This window comes from Geodermatophilus sp. SYSU D01186 (genome assembly GCF_054050215.1).
The window spans coordinates 12370-28003 of record NZ_JBJGYW010000001.1; the positions used below are offsets into that span (position 1 = coordinate 12370).

Sequence of the window (15634 nt, forward strand, 5' to 3'; positions counted from 1 at the left end):
CCGCACCAACCCCGTGATCGACGGGCGGAGGACTAGTCCTGCCCGCCGGTCGCCCCTTCGGCGTCCCGCGGCGTCAGGTCTGGGCGGCGGCGCGGTCGCGCAGCAGGGCGGAGATGCGCTGCCGGGTGACGCCGAAGAGGGCGGCGATCCGGTTGATGCTGACCTGCTCGGACTGCAGCGCGTGCGCCTGCTCCCGCCGCCAGGCGCCGCCGGCGGTGGCCAGGGACGCCATCACGCTGCTGAGCTGCTCCACCACGAGGGGCCGCCGCTCGGTGGTGACGATGTCCAGCCACGCCCGGCCGGAGCGTCGTTCCTCGAGCAGTCGACCGGCCCGCTCACGGGCGTCGGTCAGCTCGGTGAGGCAGGTGTCCAGCACGGTGAGCAGGTCGGCCAGCGCGTCGGCGGCGACGTCGGGTGTCTCCGCGGTCTCCTGCTCGACGTCCACGACGCCTCCCCCCACCGCCGCAACGGCGATGAATCGACAACAACCGGATTGCACACTACGGGGCCGGAACTCGGGTTGCACGCAAGTCCCGTGACGCCGACGCCGACGGCGGGCAGGGTTTGTCCTCGGTGCCTGGCGGGGAGCCCCCAGGGCACCGACCGAGCCAGGAGGAGATGCGATGAGCGAGCCGACCGGCCGCACCGAGAGCGCCGGCGAGGGCCTGTCCGACGAGGAGATGGTCCGCACCGTCGCCGAGCAGACCGACAGCGCCTCCGAGCACGCCGACGTGGCGGGCAAGGACTGGGACGGCGACCCGTCCTCGGCGCCGGACCCCAACAGCTGAGCGGACGGCGGGGGTGAGCTCCCCCGCCGGGCCCCGGGTGCGGCGGGCGCGTCCGTCCGCCGTGCCCGGACCGGCCCGGACGGTCGCCCGCTGGGCCGTGCGGCACGGGATGCCCGCGGCCTACCTGACCCGTGCCGTCCGCCGGGGTGACCTCCTGGCCCGGCTGCTGCGCGACCCCGCGCTGCGGGCCGAGCCGTACGCGCTCTACGAGCAGCTGCGCGCCCGCGGCCCGTGGGTGCCCAGCGCGCTCGGGCCGGTGACCACCTCGCACGCCGCGGCGTCGGTGCTGCTGCGCTCGGACCGCTTCGGCGTCGGGTTCGACTGGGCGGCCACGCCCCGCACGGTGCGCTGGGCCCTCGCCTTCGGCGACGACCCGGCCGCCACCGGCGTCGCCGAGCCCCCCTCGATGCTGGTGGTCGACCCGCCCGACCACACCCGCTACCGCCGGCTGGTGAGCCGCTCGTTCACCCCGCGCGCGACGGCGGACGCCGAGCCCCTGGTGCGGCGGATCGCCGACGACCTGCTCGACCGCCTGGAGGGCCCGGCCGCCCGCGGCGAGACCGTCGACCTGGTCGCCGCCTACGCCGCCCCGCTGCCCGTGCTGGTCATCTGCGACCTGCTCGGGGTGCCCCCCGACCGGCAGGCGGACTTCCTGCACTGGGGCGCGGGCGCGGCGGCCACCCTCGACCCCGGCCTGCCGTTCCGCCGCTTCGTCGCCGCCGACCGGTCCCTGCGGGACCTGCACGCGTTCCTGGCCGGGCACTTCGCGCGGCTGCGTCGCGAGCCGGGCGACGACCTCGTCAGCCGGCTCGTCGCGGCCGCGGACGACGGCGCGCTCACCGACCGCGAGCTGCACGCCACCGTGATGCTGCTGCTCGGCGCCGGCTTCGAGACGACGGTCAACCTGCTGGGCAACGCCGTCGTCCTCCTCGACGCCCACCGGGAGCAGTGGGACGCCCTGCGCGCCGACCCGTCGTGCTGGCCGGACGCGGTGGAGGAGGTGCTCCGCCACGACAGCCCCGTGCAGATCACCGGCCGGATGGTCCGCGAGGACACCACGGTCGCCGGTACGGACCTGCGGGCGGACACCCGGGTCGTCGTCCTGCTGGGGGCGGCCAACCGCGACCCGGAGGTGTTCACCGACCCCGGCCGGTTCGACGTGACCCGGCCCGACGCCCGCGAGCACCTCGCCTTCTCCGCCGGCATCCACTACTGCGTCGGCGCGGGCCTGGCGCGGCTGGAGGGTGCCGTCGCGCTGCAGGCCCTCACCGAGCGCTTCCCCCGCCTCCGGGTGGCCGGTCGCCCCGTCCGCCGGGACCTGCAGACCCTGCGCGGCTTCGAGCACCTGCCGGTGACGCTGCGCTGACCTCGGGCGGCCGCTCCTCCACCCCGGTGGCTGGACCCGGCCCGTGGCGCTGCTGCTCGTCGTGCTCGCGCCGATGACCTGGGCCGGCTGGGGTGCGGCCCGGGACGTCGCCCTCCGGCCGTCGCCGAGGCCGGCCCGGTCTCCGCCCTCGGGTCGCCCAGCACGGCGCGACGCCGACCACGGCGGGCCGCTGGTCGAGGGCCACGGCGACGACCGCGGCCACGAGGAGCAGCGTGGCTCCGCGGGACCGCGCCGTCCTCCCGGCGTCCATCCTGGTCAGCTCACCACAGCGGGGACGCCTCGCGGAGCGGCGCCGGTCATTCCGCAGGACGGGAGGGGGTTGGCGCGACGGGGTCCGGGCGGCGATAGTGACCGCGGTCTCTCGCCCGACGGAAAGTGAGCGCATGAGCATCCTCGGTACCCGCGTGGTCCGCACGGAGGACCCGCTGTTCCTCACGCGTGGTGCGACCTACACCGACGACCTGGTCGACGACCGGCTCACCGGTGCGCTGCACGCAACCTTCGTCCGCTCGCAGGTCGCCCACGGCCGCGTGCTCTCGGTCGACGCCTCTGCCGCCCGCGAGGCGCCCGGGGTCGTCGCCGTGTACACGGCCGAGGACTGCGCGGACCTCGCCCCGCTGCCCGCCGGCCTGCCGATGGTCCCGCCCGCCATGCAGCGGCCGTGGCTGGCCACCGACAAGGTCCGGTTCGTGGGCGACATCATCGCCGTCGTCCTCACCGAGGACCGCTACCAGGGCGAGGACGCCGCGGAGCTCGTCTCCGTCGACATCGACCCGCTGCCGGCCGTCGTCTCCACCGCCGACGCCGCCAAGGACGAGGTGCTGCTGTTCGAGGAGGCCGGCACCAACGTGGCGGCCGTCTTCGGCGGCCCGCCCCCGGAGGACTTCTTCTCCGGCTGCGAGGTGGTCGTCCGGCAGGCGGTCAAGAACCAGCGCGTGGCGCCCGTCCCGCTGGAGACCCGCGCCGCCGCCGCGGCCTGGGGCGAGGACGGCCGGGTCACCATCTGGTGCACCAACCAGGGCGCCCAGCAGGCCAAGGGCGAGATCGCCGGCTGGCTCGGCGAGGACCCGGCGAACGTCCATCTGATCACCCCCGACGTCGGCGGTGGGTTCGGCGCGAAGATCGGCGCCGACCCCGAGTACGCGTTCGTCGCCTGGCTGGCGCGCAGGGCCGGCCGGCCGGTCCGCTGGACCGAGAACCGCTCCGAGAACCTGCTCGGCATGCTGCACGGCCGCGGCCAGGACCAGGTGGTCACCATCGGAGGCCGCCGCGACGGCACCGTCGAGGCCTACGCCATCCACGTCGACCAGGAGGCCGGCGCCTACCCGCGGGTCGGCATCATCCTGCCGACCCTCACGATGCTGATGGCCGCGGCGACCTACGCCTTCCCGAAGGTGCACGCCTCCGCGCGGGCGCTGGTCAACAACGCCACCTCGATCGGCGCCTACCGCGGGGCCGGCCGCCCCGAGGCCACCGCCGCGGTCGAGCGGGCGATCGACATGTTCGCCGCGGAGATCGGGATGGACCCGGCCGAGGTGCGCCGGAAGAACCTCGTCCCCTCCTTCCACGAGCCGCACACGACCCCCTCGGGGGCCACCTACGACTCCGGCGAGTACGTCGAGGCGCTGGACAAGGCGCTCGAGGCGGCCGGCTACCAGGAGCTGCGCGCCGAGCAGGCGCGCCGCCGCGAGTCCGGCGACGTGAAGCAGCTGGGCATCGGCCTGTCCACCTACGTGGAGATCACCGGCGCCGACACCGGCCTCGGCGCGGCGGAGTCCGCCGAGCTCGAGGTCCACGCCGACGGGACGGCGACCGTGCTCACCGGCACCTCGCCGCACGGTCAGGGCCACGCCACGGCCTGGGCGATGCTGGCCAGCGACCAGCTCGGCATCCCGGTCGAGAAGATCACCGTCCTGCACGGCGACACCGACCGGATCCCGCGCGGCGGCGGCACCATGGGCTCCCGCAGCCTCCAGCAGGGCGGCGCCGCGGTGCACCAGGCGGCCACCGAGCTGATCGAGCTGGCCCGGCAGCGGGCCGCCGAGCAGCTGGAGGCCGACCCGGGCGACCTCGAGGTGGACCTCACCTCGGCCGGGCTGAGCGTCCGCGGCACCCCGGGCTCCGGGCTCACCTTCGCCCAGCTCGCGGAGAAGGAGCCGCTGGTCGTGCAGACCCGGTTCGAGGCCGCGGCCCCGACGTTCCCCTTCGGGGCGCACGTCGCGGTCGTGGAGGTCGACACCGAGTCGGGCAAGGCCGAGCTGCAGCGGCTGGTGGCCGTCGACGACGCCGGGATCATCGTGAACCCGCTCCTCGCCGAGGGGCAGCGCCACGGCGGCTTCGCCCAGGGTGTGGCGCAGGCGCTGCTGGAGGAGGTCCTCTACGACGCCGACGGCAACCCGCAGACCTCGACCCTGGCCGACTACCCGTTCGTCTCGGCCACCGAGCTGCCGAGCTTCGAGCTGGTCGACATGGCCACGCCCACGCCGATGAACCCCCTCGGCGCGAAGGGCATCGGCGAGGCGGGCACCATCGGCTCCACCCCCGCGGTCCACAACGCCGTCATCGACGCCGTCGCGCACCTCGGCGTCCGGCACATCGACATGCCCACCACCCCCATGAAGGTGTGGCGGGCCATCCAGCAGGCTCAGCAGGAGGGCACGAACTGATGAAGGTCTCCCTGACCGTCAACGGTCAGCAGCGCACCGACGAGGTGGAGCCCCGCCTGCTGCTGGCGCACTACCTGCGGGAGGTGTGCGGGCTCAAGGCCACGAACATCGGCTGCGACACCACCTCGTGCGGCGCGTGCACCGTCGTCGTCGACGGCCTGACCGTGAAGTCGTGCACCGTGCTCGCCGCCCAGGCCGACGGCTCGCAGGTGACGACGCTGGAGGGCCTGGCCGGTCCCGACGGCGAGCTGCACCCGATGCAGAAGGCGTTCCGCGAGGAGCACGGGCTGCAGTGCGGGTTCTGCACCCCCGGCATGGTCATGGCCGCCATCGGCGTCCTGGCCGACAACCCCGACCCCAGCGACCGCGAGGTCCGGGAGGGGCTGGAGGGCAACCTCTGCCGCTGCACCGGTTACCACAACATCGTCCGGGCGGTGCAGTCCGCCGCCAAGGCCGGCCCGGCGGCCGGTCAGGTGCCGCAGTCGCAGGAGGTCGCCCGATGATCCCCGGCTCCTTCGAGTACGTCCGCCCCGGCTCGGTGGACGAGGCGATCGCCGCCCTCGTCGAGCACGGGGACGACGCGAAGGTCATGGCCGGCGGGCACTCGCTGCTGCCGATCATGAAGCTGCGGCTGGCCATGCCCGAGGTGGTCGTCGACATCAGCCGGATCCCCGGCCTGTCCTACGTCCGCGTCGACGGTGACGAGGTCGCCATCGGCGCGGGCACGCGGCACCACGAGCTGGAGAAGGACGACGTCGCCCGGGCCGAGGTGCCGATCCTGCCCTACACCGCCAGCCAGGTCGGCGACCCGCAGGTCCGGCACCGGGGCACCATCGGCGGCACCGTGGCGCACAGCGACCCCGCCTCGGACCTGCCGACGGCGCTGCTCGCGCTCGGGGGCACGGCCGTCGTCCAGGGCCCGAACGGCCGGCGGAGCATCCCGCTGACCGAGTTCTGGCTGGGTTTCTTCGAGACCGCGCTGTCGCCCGACGAGCTGATCGTCGAGATCCGGGTGCCGCGCACCGGCTCGGCCGGCTGGGCCTACGAGAAGTTCACCCGGCGGGCCAACGACTGGCCGATCGTCGCCGCAGCGGCGGTCGACGGCCGGGTGGCGCTGGCGAACATGGCCGGCACGGTCGTGCGGGCCACGGCGACCGAGGAGGCGCTGGCCCGCGGCGCGTCGATCGCCGAGGCCGCGGCGCTCGCCGACGAGGGCACCAGCCCGGGCGCCGACATGCACGCCGACCAGGAGTACCGCCGCCACCTCGCGCGGCTGCTCACCCGTCGGGCGCTGGAGAAGGCGGCCGGGGGAGCGTCGGCAGCCGCCTGAGGCGGAGTGCGCCCCGGCCCGGTTCCCGCACCGGGAACCGGGCCGGGGCGCGCACACGCACGAGGCCCGGTCCCCTGGTGGGGAACCGGGCCTCGGTGCGTCCTGCGGTGGTTCAGCCGGCGGGGGTGAGCATCCCGGCGCCCACGGTGGCGTTGGTCGCCTCGTCGACCAGGATGAACCGGCCGGTCGCCCGGTTGCGGGTGTAGTCGTCGACGAACAGCGGCTGGGTGGCCCGCATCCGCACCCGGCCGATGTCGTTGAGGCCCAGCTCGGTCGCCTCGAGGTCGCGGTGCAGCGTGTTCACGTCCAGGCGGTAGGCGAGGTCCTTGACCATCGCCCGCACGGTGCGGGTCGTGTGCTTGACCGCGATCCGCTGGCGCGGGCGCAGCGGCTCGTCGGCCATCCAGCAGACCAGCGCGTCGAGGTCCTGGGTGGCGGTCGGCGCGTTCTCCGGTCGGCAGAGCAGGTCGCCGCGGGAGACGTCGAGGTCGTCGGCGAGCCGCACGGTGACCGACATCGGCGGGAACGCCTCGTCCACCGGGCCGCGGGGGCCGTCGATGCCGGCGATCGTCGTCGTCAGGCCGCTGGGCAGCACCTGCACCTCGTCGCCCGGGCGCAGGACGCCGCTGGCCACCGTGCCGGCGTAACCCCGGTAGTCGTGGAAGGCGTCGGACTGCGGGCGGATCACGTACTGCACGGGGAACCGGGCGTCGGTGAGGTTGCGGTCGCTGGCCACGTGCACGTGCTCGAGGTGGTGGATGAGCGTCGGCCCCTCGTACCACGGGGTGTCGGGGGAGTGCTTGACCACGTTGTCGCCGTGCAGCGCGGAGATCGGGATGACCGTCAGGTCGGGCACGCTCAGCTTGGCCGCGAACGCGCTGAACTCGTCGGCGATGCCGTCGAAGACCTCCTCCGACCAGTCGACGAGGTCCATCTTGTTGACCGCGACCACCAGGTGTGGCACCCGCAGCAGCGAGGCGAGGAACGCGTGCCGGCGGCTCTGCTCCACCATGCCCTTGCGGGCGTCGACCAGCACGATCGCGAGGTCGGCGGTGGAGGCGCCGGTGACCATGTTGCGCGTGTACTGCACGTGCCCGGGGGTGTCGGCCAGGATGAACGTGCGGCGCGGGGTGGCGAAGTAGCGGTAGGCGACGTCGATCGTGATGCCCTGCTCGCGCTCGGCCCGCAGGCCGTCGGTGAGCAGCGCCAGGTCGACGAAGTCGCCCTTGCTGGCGCGGGCGACCGCCTCGTACTGGTCCTCGAAGATCGCCTTGCTGTCGAACAGCAGGCGGCCGATCAGCGTGCTCTTGCCGTCGTCCACCGACCCGGCGGTGGCGATGCGCAGGATGTCCTTGCGCGCGGTGGCCAGCTCGACGGCGTGCTCGGCGACCGCGGAGTGCAGGTCGACGGCGCCGTCGGCGTCGAGCGGGACGGTGCTGCTGGTGTCCGAGGCCATCAGAAGTAGCCCTCCTTCTTCCGGTCCTCCATGGCGGCGTCGCTGACCTTGTCGTCGCCGCGGGTCGCGCCCCGCTCGGTCATCCGGGTCACCGCGATCTCGGCGATGACCTCCTCGACCGTGGTCGCCTCCGACCGGACGGCGGCGGTGAGGTTCGCGTCGCCCACGGTGCGGTACCGGACCGTCGCGGTGAACGGCTGCTCGTCGTCCCGGGGGCGGATGAACTCGTTGACGGCGTAGAGCATCCCCTGCCGCTCGACGACCTCGCGCTCCTGGGCCAGGTACAGCGGCGGGATCGCGATGTCCTCGCGGGCGATGTACTGCCAGATGTCGAGCTCGGTCCAGTTCGACAGCGGGAACACCCGGATCGACTCGCCCAGGTGGATGCGGCCGTTGTAGAGGTCCCACAGCTCGGGGCGCTGGTTCTTCGGGTCCCACTGGCCGAACTCGTCGCGGAAGGAGAACACCCGCTCCTTGGCCCGCGCCTTGTCCTCGTCGCGGCGGGCCCCGCCGAACAGTGCGGTGAAACCGTGCTCCTCGACCGCGTCGAGCAGCACCGGGGTCTGGATGCGGTTGCGGGAGCCGTTGGGCTCCTCCTTCACCAGGCCCTTGGCGATCGCGTCGGGCACCGAGGCCACGATCAGCTGGACGCCGAGCTCGGCGACCCGCTTGTCGCGGAACTCCAGGACGTCGGGGAAGTTCAGCCCGGTGTCCACGTGCATGACGGGGAACGGGATGCGGGCCGGTGCGAACGCCTTGCGCGCCAGCTCCAGCATCACGATCGAGTCCTTGCCGCCCGAGAAGAGCAGTACGGGACGTTCCAGCTCGGCGGCCACCTCACGGATCACGTGGATGGACTCGGCCTCCAGCGTCTCCAGCTGGGAGAGCCGGTAGTCGGGTGTGCTCACGTGCCAGTGCTCCGGGGGTCAGGGGACGGGGCTCGAACCAGCACCAACCGCACCGGTCCGGGGGAGATTCCCGTCCAGTCTCCGCCATGCCCGCGCCGCTGCGGCAGTGACCCCGGACTCACCCCGCCGTGGCGACGGCGTCCAGCAGCCGGCCGGCCACCTCCGGACGGCAGACGACCAGGTCCGGCAGCGACGGGTCGGCCCCGTTGTAGCGCAGCGGCGACCCGTCGATCCGGACGGCGGTCAGCCCGGCGGCGAGCGCGACGGCGACCGGGGCGGCGGAGTCCCACTGGTACATCCCACCGGCGTGCACGTAGGCGTCGACCTCCCCGCGGACGACGGCGGTGACCTTGTAGCCGGCCGAGCCCATGGGCACGAGCTCCGCGTCGAGCGCGGCCGCGGCGGCGCCGGCGGCAGCGGGCGGTCGGGTGCGGCTCACCGCGATGCGCAGCCGCCCCCCACCGGACGCCGGGACGACGGCCGGTGGGTCGGTCACGAGCACCTCCCCGAGCGCGGGCAGGGCCACCGCGGCGGCGGTCAGGTCGCCACCGGCCCACAGCGCCACGTGCACCGCCCAGTCCGGCCGGTCCTCGCCGTACTCGCGGGTGCCGTCGAGCGGGTCGACGATCCACACCCGGTCCGCGGTCAGCCGGGCCGGGTCGTCGACCGCCTCCTCGCTGAACACGGCGTCGTCCGGACGGCGGGCGGCCAGCAGACCGCTGATCGCCGCCTGCGCCGCAGCGTCGCCGGCGTCCCCGAGCGCGCGGCCGGTCCGCTGCCCGTCGGCGCGCAGCTGCAGCAGCGCGGCGGCGGCGGCGCCGGCGGCCTCCGCGGCGACCTCGACGTCGGTCACGACCGGTCCGCCAGGGCCGTCGCGTCGGTGGGCCGGCCGGGTGGGGCGTGCCGGCCCGAGGCGTCGGTGATGGCCCCGAAGTAGGCCGCGTGCCGCTCCTCCCGCGGCATGACGAACACCCCGTGCGCCGCCACGAGGACGTGGTCGGGGGTCTCGGCCGTCGCGATGGTGCCGGTGACGACGCACTTGCGGCCGGCCGCCTCGGTGACGCGGGCGCGCAGCAGCAGCGGCGTGGACAGCGGCACGGGGCCCCGGTAGTCCACCTCCAGGCGGACCGTCATGCCCCACAGGCCCGCGGCGATCGCGGCCGAGCCGAGCAGCTGGTCCATGAGCAGGCTGCTCACCCCGCCGTGCACGTACCCGGGTGGCCCCTCGTACGCCATGCCGAGGGTCGCCTCCGCGACGACGCCGTCCTCGGTCGGCCGGATCGACAGCGGCGGGGCGATCGCGCTGCCGACGCCGCTCACCGGGTTGTAGACGCGGCGGAACACCAGCGGGTCGTCCAGCGCCGGCAGCTGCGTCGGGGGGCGCCGGGCCGCGGTCAGCCGGGCGGTGGCCGCCCGGGCCTCGGCCGCGGCGGCGCGCAGCTCGGCGGCGGGGACGGTGGTGCGCACCGAGGCGTCGACCAGCTCCCGCAGGGCACTGCCGAGCTCGCCCACCGCGGCCATCAGGTCCGGGTCGTACGGGCGCGCGCCGTCGTCGGAGTCCACGGTCGGACCGTAACCGCCGTGCTCGCGGTTCAGGCCCCCGCCCCGTCGTCCGCGGCCGGGCCGCCGGCGACGTCGTCCGCCCCCGGGGCGCCGGCCCCGTTGGCGACGGCCGGCCCCGAGCGGGGCAGACGGACGGTGAACACCGCCCCGCGGCCCGGCGCGGTGTCCAGGTGCACCGTCCCGCCGTGCGCGGTGACCAGGGCGGAGACGATCGCCAGGCCCAGCCCGGTGCCGCCCTGGGCGCGGTTGCGCGACGGGTCAGCGCGGTAGAAGCGCTCGAAGACGCGGTCGGCGTCCTCCGGGGCCATCCCCGGACCCTCGTCGGCGACCCGCAGGACGACGACCCCGCCGTCCTCCGCGTCGCCGGGGACGTTCCCGACGGCCGGCTCGTCGGAGATGCCGACGGTGACCGGGGTCGTGGCCGGCGTGTGCACCAGGGCGTTGGTCACCAGGTTGCCCACGACCTGGCGCAGCCGCGCCTCGTCGCCCAGGACCACCGGGAGCTCGCTGAGCGACTCGTCCAGGTGCAGGGTGATCGGCCGGTCCGGCTGGACGGCCCGGGCGTCGTGGACGGCGTCACCGGCCAGCTCGCCCAGGTCGACGGGGGTGATCGTCAGTGGGCGCTGCTGGTCCAGCCGCGCCAGCTGCAGCAGGTCCTCGACGAGGACCCCCATGCGGGCGCCCTCGGACTCGATCCGCTGCATGAGCCGGCCGGTCTCCTCCGGGTCGCGGACCGCGCCCTGCCGGTAGAGCTCGGCGAAGCCGCGGATGGAGGTCAGCGGGGTGCGCAGCTCGTGACTGGCGTCGGCGACGAAGCGGCGCATCCGGCTCTCGGAGGCGCGGGCCTGCTCCTCGGAGGACTGCTGGGCGCGGAAGGCGCTCTCGATGCGGCCGAGCATGCCGTTGAGGGCGGTGGTCAGCCGGCCGACCTCGGTGCGCTGGTCGCCCTCGGGCACCCGCTGGGACAGGTCGCCGGCGGCGATCGCCCGTGCCGTGCGCTCCACCTCGGTCAGCGGCCGCAGGCTGTTGCGGACGACGAGGTACCCGGCGGCCCCGAGCAGCACCAGCACGATGAGCCCGACGACGACCTCGATCCGCACCAGCCGGGCGATGGCGGCCTTGTCGCCCTCCAGGTCGGTGCCGATCACGAGGGTGTAGCCGCCGGGCAGGTCGCCGGTCAGCACCCGCCAGTCGGTCCGGCCGTCGGCGGAGGAGGCGGTGAACGGCCGGCTGACCGGCCCGTACTCGTCGAGGTCGCCGTCCAGCACGGGGGCGTCGGCGAGGTCGGGCGGGCCCTGCAGGTCGACGACCTCGTCGGAGTCCGGGGCCTGGCAGCCGTAGTAGGCCGAGCCCGGCATCGCGCCGTACTGGCCGCCGAGACAGGCCTCGAAGATCTGGCGGCTGCGCTCGCCCTGGTGCACCGCGGCGCGCAGGGCACTGTCCTGCTGGTCGATCAGGTACCCGCGCAGCAGGGAGGTGGCGGCGAAGCCGGTGGCCGCCAGGCCGACCGCCACCAGGGCGACCAGGAGGGCGACCAGCGTGATCCGCAGCGGGACGCGCGGGCCGCTGCCTCCCCGGACCGGGGGCGGACCGCTCGGGTCCCGCGGGGGAGCCGGGGAGGGGCCGTTCACGTCGTCACTGGTTCGCTGCCGCGGGGCGTTCCGCTCCTCGCTCGCTGGCGCTCGCTGCGATGCTCGCGCCCCTGTCCGCTCACGAACCGCGGGGGAGCCGCAGCGTGTACCCGACGCCGCGGATGGTGTGCAGCAGGCGCGGCTCGGTGGTGTCGACCTTGCGCCGCAGATAGGAGATGTAGGACTCGACGACGTTCGCCTCGCCGTTGAAGTCGTAGTTCCACACGTGGTCCAGGATCTGCGCCTTCGACAGCACCCGCCCCGCGTTGGCCATCAGGTAGCGCAGCAACTTGAACTCCGTCGGCGAGAGGCTGACCAGCTGGCCGGCCTTGACCACCTCGTGCGACTCCTCGTCGAGCTCGATGTCGGCGAAGGAGAGCCGCGGCGACTCGGCAGGGCGCTGCGGACCGTTGCTGCGCCGCAGCACCGCCCGGATGCGGGCCAGCACCTCGTCGAGGCTGAACGGCTTGGTGACGTAGTCGTCGCCACCGAGGGTGAGGCCGGAGACCTTGTCCTCCGCCGCGTCGCGGGCGGTGAGGAACAGGACCGGCGTGTGCCGCCCGCTCTCCCGCAGCCGGCGGACGACGCCGAAGCCGTCCAGGCCCGGCATCATCACGTCGAGGACGAGCAGGTCGGGGCGGAAGTTCGCCGCCATCGCCAGGGCCTGCTGACCGTCGGCGGCCGTGGCCACCTCGAACCCGGCGTAGCGCAGGCTGGCTGAGAGCAGTTCCCGGATGTTGGGCTCGTCGTCCACCACGAGGAGGCGCGCCTCCGGTGCCGAGCTCCTGCCGGTGCCGCTCACAGCACCTCCCGTCGAACGTGCAGCCGTCGTCATGGTCCCAGCGTGCGGCCGCGCGCTGGAGCACTCCTGGGCACCGGCTGTGAGAAGTCTGTACGACGTCAGCCGGTGGGCGACATGGCGCGGCCGCGCCGCCAGTAGCCGATGGCGTGGTGCTGGGCCCGCCCCAGGCCCCAGCGGCCGCGCAGGTCGGCTCGGATGGTGCGGACGGCGGCGGACTCGGCGGCCACCCACGCGAAGACGTCGTCGCCGTCGGGCCGGTCGAGCCCCGCGACCGCGTCGGCGAGCAGCGGGCTCTCGCCCGGCAGGGTGCCGTCGCGGTGCAGCCAGCGAACCGTGACGCCGTCCGGCGCGGGCAGCGGCTGCTGCTCGGCGGCGTCGGCCACCTCCAACAGCGCCACCCCGCGCGTGTCCGGTGCGGCCGCGGCCAGGATCCGGGTGATCGCCGGCAGGGCGGTCTCGTCGCCGGCCAGCAGCAGCCAGCCGGCGGCCCGCTCGCCCAGCGGCCCGCCCCCGGCGACGGCGATCGGCGTGCCCGGGACCGCCGCGGCGGCCCACGCGGCGGCGGGGCCGTCCCCGTGCAGGACGAAGTCGATCTCCACCTCGCCGCGGTCGGGGTCCTGCCGGCGGGCGGTGTAGCTGCGCAGGTGCACCCCGTGCGCCCCCTGCGGCCACACGATCCGGCCGTCGCGGGCCACCGCTGGCCAACGCGGCGCCGGGTCGCCGACCCGGGGCACCAGCAGCGAGATCGTCGGGCCGGCGGCCGCCACCGCGGCCGGGGTGCCCGACAGCAGCACCCGGCGCATCGAGGGGGTGACGTCGGTGACCGAGACCACGGTGAGGACGTCGACCGGGCGGGTGGCGTCAGGAGCGGTCACGGACACCGAGCCTAGAACGGGCCGACCCGGCCGACCCCGGGGGAATGGAGTCGACCGGGCCGGCGATCGAGGACGGGACCACGTGACCGTGGGTAGCTGCGGCGTCGCCGTCCACCAGGGGCGACGTCGTAGCGCTTCCCGTCTGTGGCCACGCTACGTGACTTGAGACCGTTGGGTAGTGCCCGCACGGGTGATGCGGCGTTCCGATCGGGTGATGTGTGTCGGCACCGCCCCGGGGGCAGGGGCAGGGGGACAGCGTCGGAGGGCCTGGAGGCCGCACATGGCAGACGAGTTCAGCACGGGCGACCACGTCACGTGGAGCAGCCACGGCAGCCGGACCGAGGGCACCGTCACGCGAAAGATCACCGAGGAGACGGAGGCCTCCGGCCGGAAGGTCAAGGCGAGTCCGGAGGAACCGCAGTACGAGGTGGAGAGCGACAAGAGCGGGAAGACGGCGGTGCACAAGCCCGGCGCCCTGCACGAGAAGTGACGAACGGACCAGGAGGGACGCGATCGTGAGCGAGACCGGAGACCAGTTCGCCGGCGTGTCGGCGCGCAGTACCAAGCACAACCCGCGGCTCGACGAGGAACTCGAGCACGAGGTCCAGGGCATGTTGAAGGCCGAGCGCGCGACCCGCGCCGAGGAGTGGCGCGAGGCCGAGCCGGTCGCGGAGGGGGACCCCGACCTGACGGCCGACCCGACCGGCACGCTCGTGGGCGGCACCCCCGTCGGCATGGACGCCGACGCCGTCGTCCGCCGGGCCGAGCTGGCCCGCTGGCTCGACCGCGCCGACTTCCCCAGCGAGGGCCCCGCCCTCGTCGAGGCCGCACTGGACCACCGCGCCCCCGACGCCGTCGTCGACGAGCTGCGCCGGCTGCCCGAGGGGGAGACCTACGAGCGCATCGGGGACGTCGTCCGCGCGCTCGGCTACCCGACCGAGACCTGAGCCGCGGCGGTCAGGAGCCGGCGCGGTCCGGCTCCTGACCGCCGTCCACGGCGGCGCGCTCCTCGTCCTCGGCGATCTCCTCCGCGCCCCGCCGCCGGAACAACCGCGAGCCGGGGAAGCCCTTCACCACGTGCCGCAGGTCCTGCATGGTGTCGAGCAGGTCGTGCACGTCCTCGGCGACGTTGCCCATCGAGGCCACGACCGGCAGCACGTCCTCGTCCAGGTGCGTCATCAACTGCGGCAGCCGGTCGATGAAGGTGACCACCGCCTCGACCTCGTCCGGGTCGACGCTCGCGGCCAGCCGGCGCACCGCCGGTGCCAGTGCCAGCAGGGGGCCCTCGAAGACGTCGACCAGCGGGTCCACCCGGCCCAACAGGCCCTCCGCCGAGCCGACCGCACCCTCGGCCCGCGCGATCGTCCCGCCGACGGCCGCGATCGCGTCATCGGCCTTCTGCTGGGTCTGTCCGACGGCGCTGATGGCGTCGTCGGCCTTGCGCTGGGTCTCCCCGACGGCGCTGATGGCGTCGTCGGCCTTCTGCTGGGTTCGTCCGACGGCGCTGATGGCGTCGTCGGCCTTGCGCTGGGTCTGTCCGACGGCGCTGATGGCGTCGTCGGCCTTGCGCTGGGTCTGTCCGACGGCGCTGATGGCGTCGTCGGCCTTCTGCTGGGTTCGTCCGACGGCACTGATGGCGTCGTCGGCCTTGCGCTGGGTCTGTCCGACGGCGCTGATGGCGTCGTCGGCCTTGCGCTGGGTTCGTCCGACGGCGCTGATGGCGTCGTCGGCCTTGCGCTGGGTCTCCCCGACGGCGCTGATGGCCTCGTCGGCCTTCTGCTGGGTCCGGCCCGCCGCGTCGATGGCCTCGTCGGCCTTGCGCTGCGTCTGTCCCACGGCGCCGAGCAGGGCCTCGGCGCGGCCGGCGGCGCCCTCGACGCGACCCACCACGGCGTCGACACGGTCCAGCAGCGACTCCACCCGACCGACCACCGCTGCCACCCGGGGGACCAGCGCCAGTGCCTCGGAGACGCCGTCGCGCAGCCCCTCCACCGCGGTGATCACGTCCGACGGCCCCGGTACGAACGGCAGCTTCACCTCGGCGACGCTACGGCTGCGCCAGGAGTCACGCTCGGTGACTCCGCGCGTCGGCAGGGTGCGAGCCGTTCCGCCCGTATCGTGGGGTGCGGTCGCGACCGCGCGGTGCGCAGTCACCCGCGCCCGCGCGAGAGCAGGCGGCGCGGGTCACGGCGCCATGGGTACGACGATGGGAAGTCGACGCCGGTGGG

The 15634-nt window shown here is 74.7% G+C and carries 16 protein-coding genes; 7 read left to right on the forward strand and 9 right to left on the reverse strand.

What is annotated here, in order from left to right; translation table 11 throughout:
• Positions 1–73: 73 nt before the first annotated feature.
• Positions 74–445 carry a hypothetical protein gene (locus ACI784_RS00040; protein ID WP_456922467.1) on the reverse strand — a complete coding sequence of 124 codons (372 nt, stop codon included), beginning with the start codon at positions 443–445 and terminating at the stop codon, positions 74–76.
• Between the two features lie 178 nt (positions 446–623).
• On the opposite strand from ACI784_RS00040, the gene ACI784_RS00045 reads away from it, so the two are divergent.
• The 5 genes from ACI784_RS00045 to ACI784_RS00065 all read left to right on the forward strand — a co-directional run bounded on the left by ACI784_RS00045 (position 624) and on the right by ACI784_RS00065 (position 6171).
• A complete protein-coding gene (locus ACI784_RS00045; RefSeq protein WP_456854016.1) occupies positions 624–788 on the forward strand; it encodes a hypothetical protein in 165 nt (54 codons plus the stop codon).
• Positions 789–801: 13 nt separating this feature from the next.
• Positions 802–2154, forward strand: a complete 1353-nt coding sequence (locus tag ACI784_RS00050; RefSeq protein WP_457012186.1) for a cytochrome P450 — start codon at positions 802–804, stop codon at positions 2152–2154.
• A gap of 404 nt (positions 2155–2558) precedes the next feature.
• Positions 2559–4841 carry a xanthine dehydrogenase family protein molybdopterin-binding subunit gene (locus ACI784_RS00055; RefSeq protein ID WP_457012187.1) on the forward strand — a complete coding sequence of 761 codons (2283 nt, stop codon included), beginning with the start codon at positions 2559–2561 and terminating at the stop codon, positions 4839–4841.
• Positions 4841–5344 carry a (2Fe-2S)-binding protein gene (locus ACI784_RS00060; RefSeq protein ID WP_456922470.1) on the forward strand — a complete coding sequence of 168 codons (504 nt, stop codon included), beginning with the start codon at positions 4841–4843 and terminating at the stop codon, positions 5342–5344. The genes ACI784_RS00055 and ACI784_RS00060 overlap by 1 nt, the downstream gene beginning before the upstream one ends.
• Entirely contained in the window at positions 5341–6171 is an 831-nt protein-coding gene (locus tag ACI784_RS00065) for an FAD binding domain-containing protein (protein WP_457012188.1), read from the forward strand. The genes ACI784_RS00060 and ACI784_RS00065 overlap by 4 nt, the downstream gene beginning before the upstream one ends.
• Before the next feature lie 112 nt (positions 6172–6283).
• Here the strand turns inward: ACI784_RS00065 and ACI784_RS00070 are convergent, their stop codons facing one another.
• The 7 genes from ACI784_RS00070 to ACI784_RS00100 all read right to left on the reverse strand — a co-directional run bounded on the left by ACI784_RS00070 (position 6284) and on the right by ACI784_RS00100 (position 13406).
• Positions 6284–7627 (reverse strand): sulfate adenylyltransferase subunit 1, encoded by a 1344-nt coding sequence (locus tag ACI784_RS00070; protein WP_456922472.1) that lies wholly within the window; start codon positions 7625–7627, stop codon positions 6284–6286.
• Entirely contained in the window at positions 7627–8535 is a 909-nt protein-coding gene (cysD, locus tag ACI784_RS00075; protein ID WP_457012189.1) for a sulfate adenylyltransferase subunit CysD, read from the reverse strand. Before cysD ends, ACI784_RS00070 begins: the two co-directional genes overlap by 1 nt.
• A 118-nt stretch (positions 8536–8653) precedes the next feature.
• Positions 8654–9388, reverse strand: coding sequence for an inositol monophosphatase family protein (locus ACI784_RS00080; RefSeq protein ID WP_456922474.1), 735 nt, complete (start codon positions 9386–9388; stop codon positions 8654–8656).
• A complete protein-coding gene (locus ACI784_RS00085; RefSeq protein WP_457012190.1) occupies positions 9385–10098 on the reverse strand; it encodes a PaaI family thioesterase in 714 nt (237 codons plus the stop codon). The genes ACI784_RS00080 and ACI784_RS00085 overlap by 4 nt, the downstream gene beginning before the upstream one ends.
• A 29-nt stretch (positions 10099–10127) precedes the next feature.
• The gene (locus ACI784_RS00090) at positions 10128–11729 is read right to left on the reverse strand and encodes a sensor histidine kinase (protein ID WP_457012191.1); all 1602 of its coding nucleotides are present in this window, start codon (positions 11727–11729) and stop codon (positions 10128–10130) included.
• Positions 11730–11808: 79 nt separating this feature from the next.
• A complete protein-coding gene (locus tag ACI784_RS00095; protein WP_456922477.1) occupies positions 11809–12531 on the reverse strand; it encodes a response regulator transcription factor in 723 nt (240 codons plus the stop codon).
• A 98-nt stretch (positions 12532–12629) separates the two neighbouring features.
• Complete coding sequence (locus ACI784_RS00100; protein WP_456922478.1) at positions 12630–13406, reverse strand: siderophore-interacting protein; 777 nt, start codon at positions 13404–13406, stop codon at positions 12630–12632.
• Positions 13407–13686: 280 nt separating this feature from the next.
• Between ACI784_RS00100 and ACI784_RS00105 the strand changes: the two genes are divergently transcribed.
• Both ACI784_RS00105 and ACI784_RS00110 read left to right on the forward strand, forming a co-directional pair.
• Positions 13687–13896 (forward strand): DUF2945 domain-containing protein, encoded by a 210-nt coding sequence (locus ACI784_RS00105; protein ID WP_456922479.1) that lies wholly within the window; start codon positions 13687–13689, stop codon positions 13894–13896.
• Positions 13897–13921: 25 nt separating this feature from the next.
• A complete protein-coding gene (locus ACI784_RS00110; RefSeq protein WP_456922480.1) occupies positions 13922–14353 on the forward strand; it encodes a DUF2795 domain-containing protein in 432 nt (143 codons plus the stop codon).
• Positions 14354–14363: 10 nt separating this feature from the next.
• Here the strand turns inward: ACI784_RS00110 and ACI784_RS00115 are convergent, their stop codons facing one another.
• The gene (locus ACI784_RS00115) at positions 14364–15443 is read right to left on the reverse strand and encodes a hypothetical protein (RefSeq protein WP_457012192.1); all 1080 of its coding nucleotides are present in this window, start codon (positions 15441–15443) and stop codon (positions 14364–14366) included.
• Positions 15444–15634: the final 191 nt, after the last annotated feature.